Source organism: Micromonospora reichwaldensis, from assembly GCF_031845925.1.
In the GTDB taxonomy this organism is placed as follows: domain Bacteria; phylum Actinomycetota; class Actinomycetes; order Mycobacteriales; family Micromonosporaceae; genus Micromonospora; species Micromonospora reichwaldensis.
Genome location: NZ_JAVRFL010000011.1, coordinates 44,283 through 64,688 on the forward strand (window position 1 = coordinate 44,283; position 20,406 = coordinate 64,688).

Annotated in this window: 19 protein-coding genes and 1 tRNA gene; 11 read left to right on the forward strand and 9 right to left on the reverse strand. The window is 73.2% G+C overall.

Going from position 1 to position 20,406, the window contains the following annotated elements:
• Positions 1-47: 47 nt before the first annotated feature.
• Positions 48-1,010 carry an EamA family transporter gene (locus RM555_RS11345; RefSeq protein WP_311411700.1) on the forward strand — a complete coding sequence of 321 codons (963 nt, stop codon included), beginning with the start codon at positions 48-50 and terminating at the stop codon, positions 1,008-1,010.
• 133 nt (positions 1,011-1,143) lie between these two features.
• Complete coding sequence (locus RM555_RS11350; protein WP_311411701.1) at positions 1,144-2,832, forward strand: S8 family serine peptidase; 1,689 nt, start codon at positions 1,144-1,146, stop codon at positions 2,830-2,832.
• A gap of 97 nt (positions 2,833-2,929) precedes the next feature.
• Here RM555_RS11350 and RM555_RS11355 read toward each other — a convergent pair whose 3' ends face one another.
• On the reverse strand, positions 2,930-3,973 hold the full coding sequence (locus RM555_RS11355) for a hypothetical protein (RefSeq protein ID WP_311411702.1): 1,044 nt from the start codon (positions 3,971-3,973) through the stop codon (positions 2,930-2,932).
• Between the two features lie 145 nt (positions 3,974-4,118).
• Positions 4,119-4,766: an IclR family transcriptional regulator gene (locus RM555_RS11360; RefSeq protein ID WP_311411703.1), complete on the reverse strand. Its 648-nt coding sequence runs from the start codon at positions 4,764-4,766 to the stop codon at positions 4,119-4,121.
• A gap of 63 nt (positions 4,767-4,829) precedes the next feature.
• On the opposite strand from RM555_RS11360, the gene cysS reads away from it, so the two are divergent.
• Both cysS and rlmB read left to right on the forward strand, forming a co-directional pair.
• Complete coding sequence (gene cysS / locus RM555_RS11365; protein ID WP_311411704.1) at positions 4,830-6,245, forward strand: cysteine--tRNA ligase; 1,416 nt, start codon at positions 4,830-4,832, stop codon at positions 6,243-6,245.
• A complete protein-coding gene (gene rlmB / locus RM555_RS11370) occupies positions 6,245-7,378 on the forward strand; it encodes a 23S rRNA (guanosine(2251)-2'-O)-methyltransferase RlmB (protein ID WP_311411705.1) in 1,134 nt (377 codons plus the stop codon). The genes cysS and rlmB overlap by 1 nt, the downstream gene beginning before the upstream one ends.
• A 127-nt stretch (positions 7,379-7,505) precedes the next feature.
• Here the strand turns inward: rlmB and RM555_RS11375 are convergent, their stop codons facing one another.
• Positions 7,506-8,597 (reverse strand): ABC transporter ATP-binding protein, encoded by a 1,092-nt coding sequence (locus tag RM555_RS11375; protein ID WP_151455306.1) that lies wholly within the window; start codon positions 8,595-8,597, stop codon positions 7,506-7,508.
• A gap of 331 nt (positions 8,598-8,928) precedes the next feature.
• Between RM555_RS11375 and RM555_RS11380 the strand changes: the two genes are divergently transcribed.
• A tRNA-Thr gene (locus RM555_RS11380) sits at positions 8,929-9,005 on the forward strand.
• Between the two features lie 70 nt (positions 9,006-9,075).
• On the opposite strand, the gene RM555_RS11385 is transcribed toward RM555_RS11380, so the two are convergent.
• Positions 9,076-9,525 carry a hypothetical protein gene (locus RM555_RS11385; protein ID WP_311411706.1) on the reverse strand — a complete coding sequence of 150 codons (450 nt, stop codon included), beginning with the start codon at positions 9,523-9,525 and terminating at the stop codon, positions 9,076-9,078.
• 225 nt (positions 9,526-9,750) lie between these two features.
• Between RM555_RS11385 and RM555_RS11390 the strand changes: the two genes are divergently transcribed.
• The 4 genes from RM555_RS11390 to RM555_RS11405 all read left to right on the forward strand — a co-directional run bounded on the left by RM555_RS11390 (position 9,751) and on the right by RM555_RS11405 (position 12,071).
• Entirely contained in the window at positions 9,751-10,467 is a 717-nt protein-coding gene (locus RM555_RS11390; RefSeq protein ID WP_311411707.1) for a hypothetical protein, read from the forward strand.
• 23 nt (positions 10,468-10,490) lie between these two features.
• Positions 10,491-10,937: an AraC family transcriptional regulator gene (locus RM555_RS11395; protein ID WP_311411708.1), complete on the forward strand. Its 447-nt coding sequence runs from the start codon at positions 10,491-10,493 to the stop codon at positions 10,935-10,937.
• A gap of 10 nt (positions 10,938-10,947) precedes the next feature.
• Entirely contained in the window at positions 10,948-11,367 is a 420-nt protein-coding gene (locus RM555_RS11400; RefSeq protein ID WP_311411709.1) for a VOC family protein, read from the forward strand.
• Between the two features lie 74 nt (positions 11,368-11,441).
• Positions 11,442-12,071 carry a histidine phosphatase family protein gene (locus tag RM555_RS11405; RefSeq protein ID WP_311411710.1) on the forward strand — a complete coding sequence of 210 codons (630 nt, stop codon included), beginning with the start codon at positions 11,442-11,444 and terminating at the stop codon, positions 12,069-12,071.
• Between the two features lie 149 nt (positions 12,072-12,220).
• Here the strand turns inward: RM555_RS11405 and RM555_RS11410 are convergent, their stop codons facing one another.
• Entirely contained in the window at positions 12,221-12,724 is a 504-nt protein-coding gene (locus RM555_RS11410) for a protealysin inhibitor emfourin (RefSeq protein WP_311411711.1), read from the reverse strand.
• 183 nt (positions 12,725-12,907) lie between these two features.
• Between RM555_RS11410 and RM555_RS11415 the strand changes: the two genes are divergently transcribed.
• Positions 12,908-15,301 carry a M4 family metallopeptidase gene (locus RM555_RS11415; RefSeq protein ID WP_311411712.1) on the forward strand — a complete coding sequence of 798 codons (2,394 nt, stop codon included), beginning with the start codon at positions 12,908-12,910 and terminating at the stop codon, positions 15,299-15,301.
• A 64-nt stretch (positions 15,302-15,365) separates the two neighbouring features.
• Positions 15,366-16,139, forward strand: a complete 774-nt coding sequence (locus RM555_RS11420; RefSeq protein WP_311411814.1) for an enoyl-CoA hydratase/isomerase family protein — start codon at positions 15,366-15,368, stop codon at positions 16,137-16,139.
• 124 nt (positions 16,140-16,263) lie between these two features.
• Here the strand turns inward: RM555_RS11420 and RM555_RS11425 are convergent, their stop codons facing one another.
• The 4 genes from RM555_RS11425 to RM555_RS11440 form a co-directional block, all read right to left on the reverse strand.
• Positions 16,264-16,707 carry an HNH endonuclease gene (locus tag RM555_RS11425; RefSeq protein WP_151454751.1) on the reverse strand — a complete coding sequence of 148 codons (444 nt, stop codon included), beginning with the start codon at positions 16,705-16,707 and terminating at the stop codon, positions 16,264-16,266.
• A 252-nt stretch (positions 16,708-16,959) separates the two neighbouring features.
• Positions 16,960-18,147, reverse strand: coding sequence for a hypothetical protein (locus RM555_RS11430; RefSeq protein WP_311411713.1), 1,188 nt, complete (start codon positions 18,145-18,147; stop codon positions 16,960-16,962).
• Between the two features lie 67 nt (positions 18,148-18,214).
• Entirely contained in the window at positions 18,215-19,747 is a 1,533-nt protein-coding gene (locus RM555_RS11435; protein WP_311411714.1) for an FAD-dependent oxidoreductase, read from the reverse strand.
• Positions 19,748-19,840: 93 nt separating this feature from the next.
• Positions 19,841-20,329, reverse strand: a complete 489-nt coding sequence (locus RM555_RS11440) for an MSMEG_6728 family protein (RefSeq protein ID WP_311411715.1) — start codon at positions 20,327-20,329, stop codon at positions 19,841-19,843.
• Positions 20,330-20,406 lie beyond the last annotated feature (77 nt).

The window sequence follows — 20,406 nt, forward strand, 5'->3', positions numbered from 1 at the left end:
CGTCATGAGCATAGTGGCAGTTTACTCATGACAGTGGGAGTGGATCGATGCGTCAACCACCCGCCGCCGGGCTCGGTCTCGGCCTCGCCCTGCTCTCCGCCGTCACCTTCGCCACGTCCGGCACGTTCGCCCGGTCCCTCATCGACGCCGGCTGGTCGGCCGAAGCCGCCGTGGCCGCCCGGGTCGGCGTCGCCGCGCTGGTCGTGGCGGTCCCGGCCGTGCTGTCCCTGCGCGGCAGGTGGGGCGTGCTGCGCCGCAACCTCGCCGCGATCGGTGTGTTCGGGCTGCTCGGGGTCGCCACGGCCCAGGTCTGCTTCTTCAACGCGGTCCGCTACCTGCCGGTCGGCGTCGCGCTGCTGCTGGAGTACCTCGGGATCGTGCTGGTGGTGGGCTGGATGTGGCTGGTCCACCGGCAGCGTCCCCGCCGGCTGACCGTCGTCGGCTCGATGGCGGCCCTCGCCGGCCTGTTCTTCGTCCTGGACCTGACCGGCGCCGGCGGACTCGACCCGGTGGGCGTGCTCTGGGGGCTGGGGGCGGCGGTCGGCCTCGCCGGCTACTTCGTGCTCGCGGGGCGGGTCGACGAGGAGTTGCCCTCGGTGGCCATGGCCAGCGGCGGCATGGCCGTCGGGGCCGCCGTCCTGCTGCTGCTCGGCGCGGTCGGCGCGCTGCCGCTGCGCGTGTCCCTCGGCGAGGTCACCTTCGCCGGGCAGCGCACCAGTTGGCTGGTGCCGGTGGTCGGCCTGTCGCTGGTCGCCGCCGTCGTCGCGTACCTCGCCGGGATCGCCGGCACCCGGATCCTCGGCGCCCGGCTGTCGTCGTTCGTCGGGCTGACCGAGGTGATGTTCGCCGTGCTTATCGCCTGGCTGGTGCTGGGTGAACTGCCCACCGTGGTGCAACTGATCGGCGGCGCTCTGATCGTCGCCGGTGTCGCCCTGGTACGCGTCGACGAGCTGCGCGCTCCCCGTGCCGACGACCCGCGGCCGCAGGTCACCGAGCCCGCAGTGCCGTGACTCGAACGGGCCGTCCGGCGACACCCACCACGGATGAAAGCCAGATTCGCGCGATAGCCGACGTTGCTATGGCGGAAACTGCCGCGGTGTTGTCTGATGGCTGCCACGTCCCTCAACGAGAGGATCCGATGTGGTGAGCAAGCGCTTCACCGCCGGTGCCGTCGCGTCCGCGACGGCGCTGGCACTTGCGGTGACAGGCATGAGCGTGCCGGCCAGCGCCGAGCCGAGCAGTGCCCGTACCTTCACCGTCGTCGCCGAGGACGGCGTCTCGGCGGACGCCGCGATCGCCGCCATCCGGTCGGCCGGCGGCACGGTGGTCTCCCGCTCCGACGACGTCGGCATGTTCCGGGTGACCAGCGACCGGGCCGACTTCGCGGCGAAGGCCACCGCCGCGACCGCGCTGATCGGCGCCACCGAGCAGAAGGCCATCGGCCGTAAGCCCAAGCTGGACCGCGTCGAGCAGGAGCACCTGCTGGCCGCCGCCGCGGCCAAGGGTGCGGGCGCCAAGCGTGGCAAGAAGATGGATCCGCTCGACGACAAGCTCTGGGGCCTGGAGATGATCCGGGCGGACAAGGCCCGCAAGGTCGAGCCGGGCGACCGCCGGGTCACCGTCGGCGTGCTGGACACCGGCGTCGACGCCAGCAACCCCGACATCGCGCCGAACTTCAACTGGGCGCTGTCCCGCAACTTCGCCCCGGACATGGTGGACGTCGACGGCCCGTGCGAGGTGGCGAGCTGCCTCGACCCGGTCGGCACCGACGATGGCGGGCACGGCACCCACGTGGCCGGCACGATCGGCGCCGCCGCCAACGGCTTCGGCCTCTCCGGCGTCGCCCCGAACATCTCCCTGGTCGAGCTCAAGGGCGGCCAGGACTCCGGCTACTTCTTCCTGGAGCCGGTGGTCAACAGCCTGCTGCACGCCGGCAAGGTCGGCCTGGACGTGGTCAACATGTCCTTCTACGTCGACCCCTGGCTCTACAACTGCACCGCCAACCCGGCCGACTCCCCGGAGGACCAGGCCGAGCAGCGGGCCACCATCAAGGCCATGAAGCGGGCGTTGAACTTCGCCCACGACCGGGGCGTCACGCTGGTCGGCGCGCTGGGCAACAACCACGAGGACCTGGGCGCCCCGCGCACCGACGTGTCGAGCCCGGACTACGGCGACACCGCGCCCTACCCGCGCGAGATCGACAACGACAGCTGCTGGGACCTGCCCACCGAGGGCCCCAACGTGATCAGCGTGTCCGCGGTCGGGCCGTCGGGCAAGAAGTCGGACTTCTCGAACTACGGCACCGAGCAGACCGCCGTGGCGGCCCCCGGCGGCTGGTTCCGTGACGGCTTCGGCACGGACACCTTCCGCACCGACGCCAACATGATCCTCTCGACGTACCCGAAGAAGGTGCTCCAGGAGGAGGGCTCGGTCGACGCGAACGGCAACATCGTCGCCGGGTTCGAGGAGACGGTCTTCAAGCAGTGCAAGGCCAACGGTGAGTGCGGGTACTACACCTACCTGCAGGGCACCTCCATGGCGGCCCCGCACGCCTCCGGCGTCGCCGCGCTGATCGTCAGCAAGCACGGCAAGAAGGAGCGGCACGGCGGCTTCGGCATGGCGCCGAAGCTGGTGGAGCAGCACCTCTACCGGACGGCGGCCGAGCACGCCTGCCCGGAGCCGCGCCTGCAGTCGTACGCCAACGAGGGCCGGGACGCGGAGTTCGACGCCTACTGCGCCGGAGGGCTGAACTTCAACGGCTTCTACGGTTACGGCATCGTCGACGCGTACGCGGCGGTGAAGACCCCGCTCAGGCCCAACGCCCGCCCGTAGGGCAGGACGACAGGGGCCCGGCCGACTCGTTCGGCCGGGCCCCTCGCATGTCCGGCGGTGGCGGTCGACCCGCCGGACGGCGGCGGGAGAGCCCCGGTCACTGGCGCCAGCCCCGGGCCCCGAGCGCGGCGCGAACCTCGCGCAGGACACCGGGGAAGTCCTGGCGCAGTCGCCTGCCGGTCACGGGCAGCACGAGCCAGCCGGCACCGGCCAAACTGGCGATCCGGTCGAGGTGCCCGCCGCCGGCCTCGGCGTGCTGCCCGTCCTGGGCGACGGCGACGCGGTACGCCGGCCACGCCAGGTCGGTGTGCAGCACCAGCCCGGAGGCGACCCGGACGGGGTGCCGGGCGGCGGGGCGTGGCAGCCCGGACAGCACCAGCCGCACCCGCAACTCGGACTCGGCCGGCGACCGGGCGCCCGGATCCGCCAACCCGAACACCCAGCGCGCCCGGCGGCCGCCCGGCCGGTCGGCGTTGCGGTCGGCGACGTCGGCGAGGGCCTCGCGGCTGGTCGCCCCCTGTCGGAGCAGCGAGTCGACGATGCCGACCGCACGGAGCGGTTCCAACCAGACCGCCGTCTCCCACGCCGCCGAGGTCGGGTCCGTGGCGACCGGCACGCCGGCGGTCCGCAGGTCCGCCACCCGCAGGCCGTCCGAGGGCGGGCGGACCGCGGCGCGCCGGCCGTCCGAGGGCGGGCGGACCGCCGGGCACGGACCGCCGTCAGGCTGGCCGACCGCTGTGCCCGGACCGCCGCCCGTCTTCCGAAACCGGGCGGACGCGTACGACGGCGACGTGGCCGGGCCCATGGAGTGCACGCGCAGGCCCCGCTGCGGGCCGAGGCGCATCGTCCTGGGAACGAGGACGTGCACGTCGTCGGCGAAGGAGGCGGCGTGCTCGACGCCGTGCAGGTAGGCCGCCGAAGGGCCGGCGACGACCGCCTCGGGCGGCAGCCGCAGGGCGGCGGCCCGACAGGCCAGGGCGTGGTCCCGGTCCAGCCGGGCGTCGGCGTAGACGTCGTGGCGCAGGCGCAGCCAGGCCGAGCTGCGCAGCTGGTGCTCGGTGACCAGTCCCTGTCGGATCGCGTCTGAGCCGCGGAAGACCTGCCAGGCCAGTACGCCGGGCCGGTGCGGTGGAGGTGGCATGTGGGCAGCGTGCCCGCCGTCCGGTCCCGCCCGACAGCCCTGTGGACAACCGGGGCCGCCCCGAGGAATGCCGACTGTGGACAACCAGCACGGCAGGGCGCGGATGTGGTAGAGCACCCGTCCGCACCCGAGGACGGGCGGCGGCTCAGGAGAGGGCGGCGGCGATGGCGGTGGCGGCGGTGAGGACCTGCGCGCCGACCAACTCGGCGTCCAGCGGGGCCAGCGCCACCACCCCGACGCTCGCCTCCAGGCCCGGCACGCCGAGCACCGGGGCGGCCACCCCGTACGCCCCGGATTGCAGCTCCCCGGCGGTGCTCACCGGGCCGGCGGCGCCCGCCCGGCCGGCGAGGATGGCCCGCCCTGCCGCCCCGCGCTCCAGCGGGTGCCGCGCTCCCGTCCGGTACGCGACGTGGAACGACGTCCAGCTCGGCTCGACCACGACGAGCGCGACCCCCTCGCCGCCCTCGACCACCGTCAGGTGGGCGGTCGCGCCGGCCTGCTCCGCGAGGCGGCGCAACGCGGGCAGTGCCCCCTCGGCGAGCAGCGGCTGGGCCCGCCGGGCCAGGTGCAGCACCCCGGCGCCGAGGCGCAGCCGGCCCTCGCCGTCGCGGCGCAGCATGCCGTGCGCGGCGAGCGCGCCGACCAGCCGGTACACCGCCGCCCGGCCGACGCCCAACCGGTTCGCCGCCTCGGTGACGGTCAGCCCGCCCGGCGCGTCGGCGACCAGGTGCAGCAGTCGCAGCCCTCGGTCCAGCGTCTGCGCCGTCTCCCCGCCCCGCGCCGTCGTCTCCACGCCCAGCAGCGTACGACCCGGCTCCGGACAACCCAGGAATGCGGGGACGGCTACCCTTGTACGGTGACGCTACGCCTGTATGACACCGCCACCCGATCGGTGCGGGACTTCGTCCCGCGGGAAGCCGGCAAGGTGGGGGTCTACCTGTGTGGTCTCACCCTCCAGGCCCCGCCGCACATCGGTCACCTTCGCTCCGGCGTCAACTACGACGTGCTGCGCCGCTGGCTGCTCGCCGCCGGCTACGAGGTCACCTTCATCCGCAACGTGACCGACATCGACGACAAGATCCTGGTCAAGGCGATGGAGCGGGGCCAGCCCTTCTGGTCGATCGCGTACGCCAACGAGCTGATCCTGGCCGAGTCCTACCGGGCGCTCAACGTGCTGCCCCCGACGTACGAGCCGCGGGCCACCGGGCACATCCCGGAGATGCACGAGCTGATCGCCAAGCTCATCGCCGACGGGCACGCCTACCCGGCCACCGACGACTCCGGCGACGTCTACTTCGACGTCTGCTCGTGGCCGGCGTACGGCTCCCTCTCGGGGCAGTCGCCGGACGCGATGCAGTCGGCCGGGGACGCCCCCGACCGGGGCAAGCGCGACCCGCGCGACTTCGCGCTGTGGAAGGGCGCCAAGCCCGACGAGCCGGCGGACGCCTACTGGCCGTCGCCGTGGGGGCGGGGCCGGCCCGGCTGGCACATCGAGTGCTCGGCGATGTGCCGGCGCTACCTCGGCGCCGAGTTCGACATCCACGGCGGAGGACTGGACCTCACCTTCCCGCACCACGAGAACGAGATCGCCCAGTCGCAGGCCGCCGGGCTGCCGTTCGCCCGCTACTGGGTGCACCACGGGCTGCTCAGCATCGGCGGCGCCAAGATGGGCAAGTCGCTCGGCAACGCCCTCGACCTGACGTACGTCGACTCGCTCGGGGTGCGCCCGGTGGAGCTGCGCTACTACTACGCCGCCGCGCACTACCGGTCCCGGATCGACTACTCCGAGGACGCGCTGCGCGAGGCCGCCGTCGCGTACCGCCGGATCGAGGGCTTCGTGCAGCGGGCCGTCGAGCGCGTCGGCGCCGGCCAGCTCGGCGAGCTGCCGGGCGCGTTCGCGGCGGCCATGGACGACGACCTGAACACCTCCGCCGCGTTCGCCGTCCTGCACGAGGTGGTCCGCGACGGCAACACCGCGCTGACCGGCGGCGACGATGTGACCGTCCGCACGGCGCTGGCCTCCGCGCGCGCCATGCTGGATATCCTCGGGGTCGACCCCCTCGACCCGGCGTGGACCGGTGGCGGCCGCACGGACGACCTGCGCGGCGTGGTGGACTCGCTGGTCGCGCTGGCCCTGGAGCAGCGCGCACAGGCCCGCGGTCGCAAGGACTGGGCCGCCGCCGACGCCGTACGCGACCAGCTCAAGCAGGCCGGCGTGGTGGTCGAGGACACCCCCCAGGGCCCCCGTTGGACTATTGGAGAGCAGGACTGATGGCCGGCAACTCGCAGCGCCGTGGCCGGCGTCTGACGCCGAAGGCGGGAGCCCCGAAGGGCTCCGGTGGCAAGAACAAGGACTCCCTCGCCGGTCGGGGCAAGACCCTGCCCGCCGACGAGCGGCCCTGGCACAAGGCCTACTCGGGCACCGAGAAGCTGCCCCAGCGCACCGCCTGGAAGCAGGACAAGGAGCGCCGGGCGGCGGCCGAGGAGGGGCGTGCCCCCAAGATCGGTCAGCCGGGCAGCAAGGACACCACCTGGGGCAAGGGCGGTGGCCGGGGCGTGCCGACCGGCGGCGGGCGCGGCTCGGGCGGCCGGGGCGCCAGGCCCACCGGTCGTGGCGGCCCCCGGGTCGCGCCGGGCCGCAAGTCCAACCCGTCCAAGGACACGCCGGAGCTGCTGGTCGGGCGCAACCCGGTGCTGGAGTCACTGCGCGCCCAGGTGCCGGCGACCGCGCTCTACACCGCCCAGGGCATCGACGCCGACGACCGGATCAACGAGATCGTCCGGACGGCCGCCGACCGGGGCATCGCGATCCTGGAGGTCAGCAGGGCCGAGCTGGACCGGATGACCGGCGGCGTGCTGCACCAGGGCATCGGGCTCCAGGTGCCGGCGTTCGCGTACGAGCCCTTCGAGGACCTCGTCGCGGCGGCGCTGGAGCAGACCGCCCCGCTGCTGGTGGCGCTGGACGGGGTGACCGACCCGCGCAACCTCGGCGCGGTGATCCGGTCCGCCGCCGCCTTCGGCGCGCAGGGTGTCTTCGTACCGGAGCGGCGGGCGGCCGGGATCACCGCGACCGCTTGGCGGACCAGTGCCGGTGCGGCGGCGCGGGTACCGGTCGCCCAGGTGACCAACCTGACCCGGTCGCTGAAGGCCTGTCAGGACGCCGGCTTCCTGGTGGTGGGCCTGGACGCCGACGGCGAGACCGACCTCTACGACCTGGAGGCCGCCGTCGGCCCGCTGGTCGTGGTGGTCGGCTCCGAGGGCCGGGGACTCTCCCGGCTGGTCGGCGAGACCTGCGACCTGACGGTCAGCATCCCGATGGTCTCCGACGTCGAGTCGCTCAACGCCAGCGTCGCCGCGGCCGTCACCCTCGCCGAGGTGGCGCGCCGCCGGGCCGCCGAGGGCTGATCCGCAGACACGGAGAGGGGGCGGTCCGCCGATGGCGGGCCGCCCCCTCGCCTGTCCGGGGGCAATCAGCCCAGAGACGACGATGGGGGTGCCCGCCGGTCGGCGGGCACCCCCATCTCGTCGTACGTCAGATGCGGTGGCCGGTGCTCGCGTTGAAGACGTGGCTGCGGCCCTCGCGCGGCTTGACGAACACGGTGTCGCCCATGTTCGGCATGGTGCGCCGGTCGGTACGGACCACGAAGCGCTCGTTGCTGCCCTCGAGCGCGGCGTGGCCGTAGATGTTGGCGTCCGAGCCGAGGTCCTCGACCAGCTCGACGACGACGGGCATGCCGCCCTCGGTCGGGCTGACCAGGTCGCAGTCCTCGGGGCGGAAGCCGACGGTCACCTTGTTGTCGCCGCCGTCGGCGCGGGCCGCCTCGACCTGCTCACGGGTGAGCGGGATGTGGAGGTCGGCGAAGGCGGCGCCCCGCTCGTTCAGCGGCACGGTCTTGATGTTCATGGCGGGGGAGCCCATGAAGCCGGCGACGAAGACGTTGGCCGGGGTGTCGTAGAGCGCCCGCGGGGTGTCCACCTGCTGGAGCTCGCCGTCGAGCATGACCGCCACCCGGTGACCCATGGTCATGGCCTCGACCTGGTCGTGGGTGACGTAGACGGTGGTGACGCCCAGCTTCGCCTGGAGCGACGCGATCTGGGTACGGGTCTGCACACGCAGCTTCGCGTCGAGGTTCGACAGCGGCTCGTCCATGAGGAAGACCTGCGGCTCGCGGACGATCGCCCGGCCCATGGCCACCCGCTGGCGCTGACCGCCGGAGAGGGCCTTCGGCTTGCGGCCCAGGTACTCCTCCAGCTGGAGCAGCGCCGCCGCCTCCTTGACCCGCCGGTCGATCTCGGCCTTCGAGGTCTTGCGCAGCTTGAGCGCGAACGCCATGTTCTCGTACACCGTCATGTGCGGGTACAGGGCGTAGTTCTGGAAGACCATCGCGATGTCGCGGGCCTTCGGCGGCAGGTGGGTGACGTCCCGGTCGTCGATGTGGATCGAGCCCTGGTCGACGTCCTCCAGGCCGGCGAGCATGCGCAGGCTGGTGGACTTGCCGCAACCGGAGGGGCCGACCAGGACGAGGAACTCGCCGTCGCCGATCTCCAGGTCGAGCTGGTTGACGGCGGGACGCTCCGTGCCCGGGTAGATCCGGGACGCCTTGGAGTAGGTGACCGTAGCCATGGTGGGGTGCTTCCTTTCACCGGCAGGAACGTGCCGGACGATCCGAGTGAAGGAGCGGCCGGCACGGGACGCGCCGGCCCACGGGCGGCCTCTCGGTGATCGAGATGTCGTCCGTGTCACTGCACGGTAAACGGCTTTCCGCCACCTGCCAAGGCGGGGCGCACGGGATGGGACGGACCGCATAGACATTCCGGTCACTCAGGCACGGGCGGACATCAATCGACCGTCAATGTCGGTCCGCCGCAGGGGGGCGGAGACGTTTCCGGTGGTCGGGAGGCCTGCCGCGGCGGAAATCCGGACGTCAGTCGCTATGCTGGCGTCGGCACCACACGCCCCTGTAGCTCAGCTGGCCAGAGCACTCGCCTTGTAAGCGAGATGTCGCCGGTTCGATCCCGGCCGGGGGCTCCAATTCCATCAGGCATCCTTCGCCGGGCGCTGTCGCACGCGGCCGACCGCCCGACCGCCCGACCGCCCGGCGTCAGTGCTTCCAGAGGCCCTCCGCCCGGAAGTACCGGGCGGTGAACTCCTCTTCCAGGGAGTCCGTGTCCGTCTCGTCCGTCCACCAGCCAGGCCAGACATCGACACCGGAAGGCGCGCTGATGGTCGCGAGGACGGTGGCGCACCGGTGGCAGCGCCGAGGGGCCGAGTCCCGGAACCGCCCGCCGCAGTCGCATCGCCGTAGCCGCGCCTCGAGTGCCGCCATCAGCGTGGGGTGGGTCTCGTCCCGGGCAGGGAGCGCGTCCGCGATGGCCATGGCCGTGCTGTCGTAGTAACTGACATCCACCCGCATCGGGCAGCCGTCGCAGTAGAGAAAGTAGCAGTCCAACAGCGGCGAGTGGTCGACGCGGTAGAGGCGCTCCTGACACTCCGGGCAGACGACTTCCTCACCGTTGAGCCAGTTTTCGTCTAATTCGTCCGGTTGGCTCACGGCTCGATTGTTCCACGGTCCCGCAGTCATCATGCAAGATCGCCCGGTGGATGCGTGGCGGCCGATCGACGAACTCATCGTGCAGCGGACGACTACGCATCCGGTTGCCTCGGGTCGATACGCTTTCCCTCCGAGGATGGTCGATACGCCTGTCGTCGAGGATGATCGGGAGCCGATCTGGTGGAGTCTCTTGGTGCGGGGCGGGTTCGGCGCTGGCGTCAGGGCGTGACGGAGCATGACAGGCACTGGCACCAGGTGCGGCGATCCAAGATGTTCACGGCGCTCCCCGCCGCGCTCGTGTCGATTCTGGCGGGCAACTTCCTCTGGGAAGCCGTGCGGGCGAACGTGAAGGTGCCCGTGGGCGAACTGCCGTGGCGACTTTCCGTCCTGGACCTTCCCACCACTGCGAACCTGCTCGCCGTGTTCGGCGGGCTCATGCTCGCCCGTGCGCAGTTCGCCAAGACGGTCCGGCCCCACTTCGGTTACGGCTGGATGCAGAAGGAGGGCGACGGTGGGCGTTGGATCCTCTATTTCTTCAACGCGGGGCCGGGTCACGCGACGGTGACGCAGATCCTCTACCGGATCGCCTTTCACGGGGAGGAGCGGACGGGCGCGTCGGAGTGGATCAGGTTTCCCGATCTGGACGCTCGGCTCCGGCGTCGTGGCATCGAAGAAGCGGACGCCGAGTTGACGTGGATCGGGCGCACCCCGGTCGTTCCGCAGCAGCGGGGGGTCGACGGCCTCAAGATCGGCGAATTCTCCTATCGCGCCCTGGCTGCCATCGGCCACCTGGACGTCGAGATCCTGGCGGAGGACAGCGTGGGCGATCGGCATCGGCTTTTGATCCGCTCCACCGCGCGACTCCCGTCCAAGGCGACACGGGTGATCGACTCGCTGCGAGCGCGGGAGGTCGCCGACCGGCAGGATGCGGCGGGCCGGTAACCGGCGCGCCTATGCTGGGCTGCGTGAGCAGGGCGACGGAGGAGTCGAACCGGGCCATGCTGCGCGCCCGGGACGCGATGGACCGCGCGTACGACCAGCCGCTCGACATTCCCGCCCTGGCCCGGATCGCGTACGTCTCCGAGGCGCACTTCATCCGCACCTTCCGGGCGACCTTCGGCGAGACCCCGCACCGCTACCTCCAGCGGCGGCGGGTGGAGCGGGCCATGTACCTGCTGCTGCACACCGACCGGGACGTCACCGACGTCTGCTACGCGGTCGGCTTCGCCAGCCTTGGCACGTTCAGCCGTACGTTCCGGCAGATCGTCGGGGAGTCGCCGTCGGAGTACCGCAGGCGCAAGGCGCCGACCGCCGCCGTGCCGGTGTGCTTCACCAAGGCCTGGACCCGGCCCAGCAGCTTCGGGCAGCAGAGGTCAGTTTTGGATAAGCAGCAGGTCAGGGGAGCCCCGTAGCGTTCCCGGCATGACGATGAACGCGATCAGCCGCTCCCAGATCTACGTGCTCGACCAGGACGAGGCCCTCGACTTCTATGTGGGCAAGCTCGGCCTGGAGGTCAACACCGACCAGGACCTCGGCTTCATGCGCTGGTTGACGGTGAACCTGCCCGGCGACCCGGAGCGCGAGATCCTGCTGGAGAAGCCGGGCCCGCCGGCGCTGGACCCGGCCACCGCCGAGCAGGTCCGTGAGCTGCTCACCAAGGGGGCGCTGGGCGGGTACCTCTTCATGACCACCGACGACGCGCAGAAGACGTACGAGGACCTCGTGGTCAAGGGCGTCGAGATCACCGACGAGCCGATGGAGCGCCCGTACGGGATCGACTTCGGCATCCGCGACCCGTTCGGCAACAAGATCCGCATCGGCCAGATGTTCCCCAGGGGCTGACCTGGCGGCGGGTAGCCATGATCGGGAGGCGTGCCGCCGGTGGCACGCCTTTCGATCGCGTAGGAGGGGACGACGTGGGGACCCGCCTGCTCTACCTGGCCCGGCACGGCGAGCAGGACCGCCCGCCGGGAACCCCGGCGGGCGTCGACCCGCCGGAGACCGGCCTGTCCGACCGGGGCCGACGGCAGGCGACCCTGCTCGGCGAGCGGCTGCGCGGCGTGCCCCTCGACGCCGTCCACCACGGCCCGCTGCGGCGTGCCGTCGAGACCGCCGAGCTGGTCGCGGCGTCGCTGCCCGGGCCCGGCGTGTACGCCGCCGAGGAGGTCGGCGACCACCTGCCGCACGACACCGATCCGGCCGGCCTGCCGCCCGCGTACGCCCGGCTGCTGGCGGGTTTCTCCCCGGCGGAGCGGGCCGACGGGCCGCGGCTGACGGCGGCGGCCCTGCGGCGCTTCGCCACCGTGCCGGTGGACGGGGACCGGCGGGACCTGGTCGTCACGCACACGTTCCTGATCGCCTGGTTCGTCCGGCACGCGCTCGACGCGCCGGAGCGGCGCTGGCTGGGGTTCAACGCGCATCACTGCGGGCTGACGGTGATCCGCTACGGACCGGGCGGGCCGCCCGCCCTGATCGCCGTCAACGACACCGCCCACCTGCCGCCCGAGCTGCGCGGCACCGGCCTGCCGGCGGACCACCGGTTCTGAGGGCGAGGGCTCCGCCCGTCCTTGTGCGCGTCGATCATGCAGTTGTGGTGTGGTGCAAGAGCCTCGTAACGCCCCGAAATGGCCACCACGATTGCATGATCGACGATGCGGGGCGGGGTAAGGGCGGGCCCGGTCGGCGAGGGCTCGGCTCAGCCGGTGGCCGCTAGCAGCAGTTCCACCACCGCCCGGGTCGTCGGCGGTGGGGCGGCGTCGGACGGGCAGTCCACGTAGCCGGTCTCGACCGCCCCGACGGTCAGCCGGTAGTCGAAGGCGTCGTGGCAGGCCGTGGGGGCCGACGGGCGGCCGGCCTCGGCGGCGAGCGCGGGGTCGGCGACGAGCCGGCGCAGCCGGTCCAGGTCCGCGCCGGAGAGCCGGCCCGTGCGGCGCGACCCGGCGCGGTCGACCGCGCTCCATCGTCCGTCGGGTTCCACCGTCACGGTGTCGCCGCGCCCGGCGAACCCGCCCGAGCGGGTCAGCACCACGCGTGCCGCTGCGGCCGTCGGCGCGGAGGTGGGCGACGCCACGGTCGGTGCGGACGGGCCCGCCGGGAAGCTCTTCGGCGGCGGCACCCGGGGCGGCTCAGTCGTCGCGCAGCCGGACAGGGCCGTCGCGGACAGGATCGCCGCCACCAACGCGATCTTGACGCCGCCCATCGAAGCTGATCTCATTCCGTTCGGACGCGCGGCGCGGCGGCGCGGTTCCCGCCGGCCCCGGTTCCACCGAACGGTCAGTGTCCCGGGCGGAATCCGGATCACCTCTTCTCTTTTGGGTCGTCACATCGTTATATCTACATGCGTGACTATCCCTGTCGCGCATACCCCCGTTCAGGAGGGCACGTGAAAAGACCCATTGCCGCCGTCGGTACGGCCCTGCTCACCAGCGGCCTGCTGACCGGCGTCGCCACCCCGGCGCTCGCGGCACCCCCCACCGCCCCCGCCCCGGGCGGGCCCGCCGCCGCCGCGGCGAGCGTCCTGCGGACCAACCCCGGCGCCGTGCAGGGCACCGGCGCCGAGGCCTACCAGGTGCACAGCACCAAGGTGGACGCCAACGGCGCCGCGCACACCCGCTACACCCGGACCTACCAGGGCCTGCGGGTGTACGGCGGTGACTTCGTCATCCACACGACCCCGACCGGCGGCTACGCCGGCTCCTCGGTCGGTCTGGACGCCCCGCTGACCCTGCCCACCACGGCGAAGGTCCCCGCCGCGGCGGCGAAGAAGGCCGCCCGCGCCGAGTTCTCCGGCACGCTCACCGCCGTGGGCACCCCGGAACTCTTCGTCGACGCCAGCTCCGGCAAGGGCCGGCTCGCCTGGGAGACCGTCGTCACCGGCTGGCACCCGGACGGGCAGACGCCGTCGCGGTTCCACGTCGTCACCGACGCCACCACGGGCAAGGTCGTCGGCTCGTACGACGAGATCGAGGCCGTCGCCGGCACGGGCAACAGCGTCTACTCGGGCACCGTCACCGTGGACACCACGCTCTCCGGCAGCACGTACCAGATGATCGACCCGCTGCGCGGCAACGGCTCCACGTGCGACATGAACAACGGCACGTCGACGTGCACCACGTTCACCGACGCCGACAACACCTGGGGCACCGGCGCCGCCTCCAACCGGCAGTCCGCCGCCGTGGACGCGCACCACGGCGCCGCCAAGACCTTCGACTACTTCAAGAACGTGCACGGCCGCAACGGCATCTTCGGCGACGGCCGGGGCGTGCCGAGCCGGGTGCACTACGGCAACAACTACGTCAACGCCTTCTGGGACGGCTCCCGGATGACCTACGGCGACGGCAGCGGCAACTCCCGGCCGCTGGTCTCCATCGACGTGGCCGCCCACGAGATGAGCCACGGCGTGACCGAGAACGTCGTCCCCGGCGGCCTGACCTACTCCGGCGAGTCCGGCGGCCTCAACGAGGCCACCAGCGACATCTTCGGCAACATGGTCGAGTTCTACGCCAACAGCTCCGCCGACCCGGGCGACTACCAGGTCGGTGAAAAGATCAACATCAACGGCAACGGCACGCCGCTGCGCTACATGTACAACCCGTCCCTGGACGGTTCGAGCGACAGCTGCTGGTCCACCGCGACCAGGAGCAAGGACGTGCACTACTCGTCCGGTGTCGCCAACCACTTCTTCTTCAACCTCGCCGAGGGCACCGGGGCCACCTCGTACGGCACCTCGCCGGTCTGCGGCTCCGCCCCGGCGGTGACCGGCATCGGCCGCGCCAAGGCCGAGAAGATCTGGTGGCGGGCGCTGGACGCGTACTTCACCTCCAACACCTCGTACGTCAACACCAGCAACCCGGCCAACACCGCCCGGGCGTACAGCCTGCGCGCCGCGACCGACCTGTACGGCAGCTGCTCCACCGAGTACCGGACCGTCCAGGCGGCCTGGACCGCGGTGAACGTGGCCGGCAACGACGCGCCGTGCTCGACCGGCAACGACTTCTCGGTCTCGCTCTCGCCGACCTCCGGCGCGGTGAACCCGGGCGGCTCGGTCTCCACCACCGTGGCCACGGCCACCACCAGCGGCTCGGCGCAGACCGTGACGCTGTCGGCCGCCGGCCTGCCGAGCGGGGCGACCGCCTCGTTCAGCCCGGCCTCGGTGACCTCGGGCGGCTCGTCGACCCTGACCATCGCCACCACGGCCGCCACGGCGCCCGGCACCTACACGGTCACCGTGAACGGCGCCGGCTCGGTCACCCGCAGCGCCACCTACACGCTGACCGTCAACGGCACCGGCGGCGGCTGCACCAGCCCGGGTCAGAAGCTCGCCAACGCGGGCTTCGAGTCCGGGGTCACCGCCTGGACGCAGACCTCGGGCGTGATCGGCCAGCACGGCACCGCGCAGCCGGCCCGCACCGGCACGTGGAGCGCGTGGATGAACGGGTACGGGACCACCCGCACCGAGACGCTCTCCCAGTCGGTGAGCCTGCCGGCCGGGTGCACGTCGTACAACTTCAGCTTCTGGCTGCACATCGACTCGGCCGAGACCACCAGCAGCACCGCGTACGACACGCTGCGGGTGCAGGTGCTCAACTCCTCCGGGACGGTGCTGGCGACCCTCGCCACGTACTCGAACCTGAACAAGGCCGCGGGCTACAGCCAGAAGTCGTTCTCGCTGGCCGCGTACAAGGGGCAGACCGTGACCCTGCGGTTCACCGGCGTCGAGGACTCGTCGCTCCAGACGTCCTTCGTCGTGGACGACACCGCGCTGAACGTCTCCTGACGTAGCCGTACCGTCGCCGCACGCGTCGCCGCTCCCGGCGGCCGGGCGGTACGTCGAAGGGGTGGTGACGGTGGCGGACGCGGAACTCCTCGTCGAGGTGGCCGGGCCGGTGGCGACGGTGGTGATCCGTAACCCGGCGCGACGCAACGCGATGACCACCGCCATGTGGCGGCGGCTGCCGGAGCTGCTCGACGGGCTGGAGGCCGACCCGGCCGTCCGGGCGCTGGTGCTCACCGGCGCGAGGGACACCTTCTGCGCCGGCGCGGACCTGGGAGACCTGGACGAGCTGCTGGACGCCGGTGACGCCAGCATCGCGGTGGCCGCCGAGGAGCGGCTCGCCGCCTTCGCCAAGCCCACCGTCGCCGCCGTCCGGGGCGCGTGCGTGGGCGGCGGCTGTCAGCTCGCCGTCGCCTGCGACCTGCGGGTCGCCACCACCGACGCGCGGTTCGGCGTGCCGCCGGCGCGGCTGGGCCTGGTGTATCCGGCGCCCACCACCCGCCGGCTGGCCCGGCTGGTCGGCCCGGCCGCGGCCAAGCACCTGCTCTTCACCGCCGAGCTGATCGACGCCGAGCGGGCGCTGCGGGTGGGCCTGGTCGACGAGGTGCTGCCGGGCGACGGGCTCGCCGCCCGGGTGGACGAGCTCACCGCCGCCATGGTCGCCCGGTCGCAGCTCAGCGTCGCTGCCGCCAAGGAGATCGTCGACGGCCGGGCGGACGAGGACCGGATCGCCTGGTGGCACGGGCAGGTCCGGGCCAGCGGCGAGGCCCGCGAGGGCGTGGCCGCCTTCCACGAGCGCCGCCCGGCCCGCTTCGGCTGGACCCCGCCCGCCCGGCACTGACCGCGCCACCTCCCGTACCGCCAGGCCGGGACCCGGCAGGCCGGGACCGAGTGGTGAGGGGCCGACGGGTGCCGCGCCGAGGGCGTACCCCCGACGCGGCCCCCCGTTCCCGCCGGCCGGTCCGTCACCGCCCCGCCAGCGCCGCCCAGCTCGGCACGGCCGGCTCACGCCGCAGCGGCATGCCCGCCTCGGCCGGCGTCCGGTCGCCCTTGTGCTGGTTGCAGCCGTAGCAGGCGGCCGTCGTGTTCCGCCAGGTGTTCCGGCCGCCGCGCGAGCGGGGCAGGATGTGGTCGATGGTGCCGGCCGGGCCCCCGCAGTACGCGCAGCAGCGCCCGTCGCGGCGCAGCACGCCCGCCCGGGACCAGGCCGGGCCGGCGCTGAACCGCCACCGGGTCACCACGTAGCGGACCAGGCGGACCACCCGGGGCATCGGGAACACCCCGATCACCCGGTCGGGCTCGGCCTCGTGGATCTCGGCGACCCGCCGGCAGAGCATCCGGATCGCGTGCTGGACGGTGACCCGGTGCAGCGGGCCGAGGTCGGCGTTGACGACGAGGACGGCGTCCACCGGTGTCTCCCTTCGTGGCGGTGACGAGCTGGGCGGGCCGGAGCGCGAAAGAGCCGCCCGGTCCGGGTTACGGACGGGCGGCTCGACGTCGTGCGGGCACGCGTCAGTCGGGCCGGCCGCCCCCGGGGTCTTCGGCACGGTGACGACCGCCGCCGGCCGGCGATGCCGGACGCGTGGGCAGGCACGACGGCACACCGGTGACGTGCGACATCGACATGACCAGCTCCCGCGGCGGTGGTTGACCTTGCGCGATCACGGTAGGTCCGCGGGGGACAGAGGGGCAACGGATTTCGATCGAGGCCCTGGCTCGTCGGGGCGGCGCTGCCGGCGGGCCCGGCCGGCGGCCCGCGCGGCGGCCAGGGGCCGGTCGATGCGTACGGCCATCCGCGCCGTCAGCTCGCTCTCCAGCAGCGGCCGGTTGACCTCCCCGGCGACCGCGAGCGCCGGCCCCGAGACGGTGCGCCAGATCGCGGCCAGCCCGGCGCCCAGTCCGAGCAGGGCCACGGCGGCCCGGGTCACCGGCGGGCCGGCGGCGGCGAGCGCGCTCACCCCCACCACGGCGAACAGCACGGCGAGCAGCGGTACGAGCACCGGCCAGAAGATCCCCCGGACGGCCTGCACCACCAGCCTCCGGTCCCGCACGATCAGGTTCCGGGCGACGATCGCGTAGTCCTCCTCGTCGAGCAGGTCCCTCGGGTGCAGCCCGCCGGTGAGCACGCCCTGCCACAGCTCGCCCTGGTTGCGCAGTTCGCGGGCCAGCTCGGGCAGCCCCGCCTCGGTCGGGTCGCCCACGCCCGCCCGGGTGACCGCCGACGCCCACGCCGACAGCGAGTGGCGGACCACCACGGCCGAGTACGGGGGCAGCACGCTGGCCAGCTCGCCCAGCCAACGGCCGATCTCGAACTGCCGCCCGCCGAAGCGCTGGGCCACCTGCCCGGCGTCGCCGTTCCGCACGGCGTCGCCGTACCGGACGGTGTCGGCCAGCGAGCGTCCCAGCCGGTACGCCAGCCCCACCCGCTGGTTGGTGGCCATCGTCCAGCGCAGCAGTTCCACGTTCAGGTCGTCGAGGGCGAGCAGCAGGGCGTCGGCGGACCCGTCGGCCACCCGGCCCCGCGCGTCGGCGGTGGCGGGCACGGGGCCGACGCGCCGGGTCAGCTCGGCGATCTGGGTGAGTGCGACCTCCACGCCGTCCAGGTACATCTGCATGCGCCGCCGCCCCGACATCTCGGTCAGGTTGGACAGCTTCGCGGGTGCGCCCGCCGGCCGGTCGGTCCCGGGGTCGCGCAGCTCGGCGGTCCGCGCGTGGTGGTAGGCGTCCGCCATCCACCAGCCGAGCCGCAGGGCGGTCACGACGCAGGCCCGCTCGTCCCGGATCAGCGGGTACGCGTCGTCCCGCGGCACGTCGGCGACGAGCGGGCCGTCGTCCGTGCGCGGCGACAATCCGACCTCCCGGCTCACCCCAGACGATCAGCCTAAGTGAACCGAACGGCCCATTTGTCCGCTTTGCTCATCCTCGCCGGGCGAGCAGGCCCCGGGGCCGGATCGAGCGGATCCGCTCCGTCGCGCCGCCCTCGGCCCGCAGGACGTGGTTGGCCGCGATGATCCCGGTCGCCGCCGACCGCTCCATCAGCGCGCTCGGGAAATCCGTCCGGATGCCGTCGCCGGCCAGGTAGAGCCCGTCGGCGTCGGTGCGCACCCCCGGCCGCCAGGCGTGGCTGCCGGGCGTGAACGCCGGCGCCTGCGCCTCCACCCGGGCGCGCAGCTCGCGGACCCGCAGCCGGGCCGCCTCCGGCCAGAGCGCGGTCAGCTCGACCCGCATCCGCTCGGCCAGCTCCTCGGCGGGCACGCCCGCGTCGCAGGCGTACGCGTGCAGCTCGACGACCGAGCCGCCGGTGCGCCCGGCCCAGCGGCGGGACTCGTGCTCCAGCCGGTGGTAGAGGGTCACCGAGTCCAGAGTGGGCTGCCGGGACACCCCGCTGAACACCGCCCGGTCGGCGGAGACGTCCCCGTCGCACCAGAAGCGCGCCACCGCGTACGGCGGACCGGGCCGACCGAACGCGGGCATCCGCGCCACCAGCCGGGGCGCGTGGTCGCCCAGGCCGGGCGAGGCCGCGACCAGCGCGGCCAGGGCGGGCGGGTCGACGGCGAGCACGACGTGCCCGGCCGGGTACGACGTGCCGTCGGCGGTCGCCACCCGCCAGCCCTCGCCGTCGCGGGTCAGCGCCGTGGCGGCGGCGCCCGTCAGCACCCGGCCGCCGTGCTTCTCCACGTGCCGGGCCAGCGGCTCCCAGATCGCCGTCGCGTAGTCCTCGTCGGGGCAGTCGAAGGCCAGCCCCTCCGGGTTGCCGAGCAGGTAGAAGTGGAACTGGGCGATCATCTCGGCCGCCGACATCTCCGCCTCGTGGTTGAAGAACGAGTGGGAGAAGACCTCGAAGAGCATCGCGCGGGCCCGGTCGGGCAGCCGCAGCGAGGTGAGCAGCGCGTCGGCGGTGCTGTCGTCGAACTCCGCGTAGGTGCGCACCGGGTCGTAGGTGAGCAGCGGCAGCGCCGCGTCCCGGTCCATGCCCCGCAGGTCGCCCAGGCGCAGGCTGGGGCTGCGCAGCAGCAGCGCCAGCAGGTTCATCGGCGGCGCGGGCGGCAGCTTGCCGAACTCCTCGGGGGGCCACTGCTCGCTCAGGATCGGGTAGCCCGGAACCGGCTTGAGGAAGCCCAGCCCCGGGTCGGCGCGGCGCAGGATGGACCGCCAGTTGTAGTACTGCCGGAAGAACGCGTGGAAGCCGTGCTCGTTCATCTGCCGGCTGCCGTCGGCGAGCGTCTCCGGCCAGGCCCCGAGCCGGCCGCCGAGCGTCGGCGCGGCCTCCAGCACGGTCACCGCCACCCCGCGCTCCGCCAGCACCACCGCCGCCGACATGCCGGCGATCCCGCCGCCGACCACCACCGCCTCGACCCGGCCCGGCACGCGGGGGGCGCCACCACCGCCCGGGTCCACCTCGTGCTCGCGTACGCCGATGAGCCGACCGACCACTTTCGACAGCGCCATGTGCACCTTCCCGCCGGGTGGCTCTCCAGTCTGCCTGAGGTGGAAGGAAGGGACCCTTCCTCTACCTCAGGCGTTAACAAGGTGCCCTTCCTTTCAACCCGGCGGGAGGCAGCGGCGTTCGCGGTCCGAGGCGGGCCAGACGTACTCCAGGTCGGGCGGGACGTCGTTGCCGAAGAGCGGCCCGTAGTGTCCGGGGTCCTTGCGCAGCAGCGACGAGCGGTGGCTCAGGTGCAGGTCGTCGCGGCCCAGCCAGGGCGGCAGCTCCCCGGCCTCGGCCAGCTCGGCCTGGGTGCGGACCCGGGTCAGGCCGCAGGCGGCGGCGAGGTCGGCGGTCATCGTGGTCGCGCACGTGTCGGCCCGGCCGGGCTCGCACCAGACCGCGCAGACGTCCAGCCCGTACCGGGTGAGGGCCTCCTCGTACCCGGCCCACATCTTCACCGCCGGGTGGTTGCGCCAGCCGTACGTGGGCCAGGTCAGCCCGCGCAGCACCTGGATGGTCTCCACCCGCTGCTTGCCCAGCCGCTTCTGGTCCAGCGTCCGGGCGCTGGCCAGGAAGTCCGGGTACGGCAGGAACGTCTGCATGCCGGTGCTCTACCCGTCACCGGAGGGGACATGCCGACGCGACCAGCGTCCATGATCACGGGGCTGCGTCCGGCGCG

Coding starts and splice junctions, on each gene's coding strand:
- rlmB (WP_311411705.1), top strand. CDS start 6,245: ATGGCCGGCAACTCGCAGCGCCGTGGCCGGCGTCTGACGCCGAAGGCG.
- RM555_RS11400 (WP_311411709.1), top strand. CDS start 10,948: ATGACGATGAACGCGATCAGCCGCTCCCAGATCTACGTGCTCGACCAG.
- RM555_RS11375 (WP_151455306.1), bottom strand. CDS start 8,597: ATGGCTACGGTCACCTACTCCAAGGCGTCCCGGATCTACCCGGGCACG.
- RM555_RS11435 (WP_311411714.1), bottom strand. CDS start 19,747: ATGGCGCTGTCGAAAGTGGTCGGTCGGCTCATCGGCGTACGCGAGCAC.
- RM555_RS11355 (WP_311411702.1), bottom strand. CDS start 3,973: ATGCCACCTCCACCGCACCGGCCCGGCGTACTGGCCTGGCAGGTCTTC.
- RM555_RS11410 (WP_311411711.1), bottom strand. CDS start 12,724: ATGGGCGGCGTCAAGATCGCGTTGGTGGCGGCGATCCTGTCCGCGACG.
- RM555_RS11440 (WP_311411715.1), bottom strand. CDS start 20,329: ATGCAGACGTTCCTGCCGTACCCGGACTTCCTGGCCAGCGCCCGGACG.
- RM555_RS11345 (WP_311411700.1), top strand. CDS start 48: ATGCGTCAACCACCCGCCGCCGGGCTCGGTCTCGGCCTCGCCCTGCTC.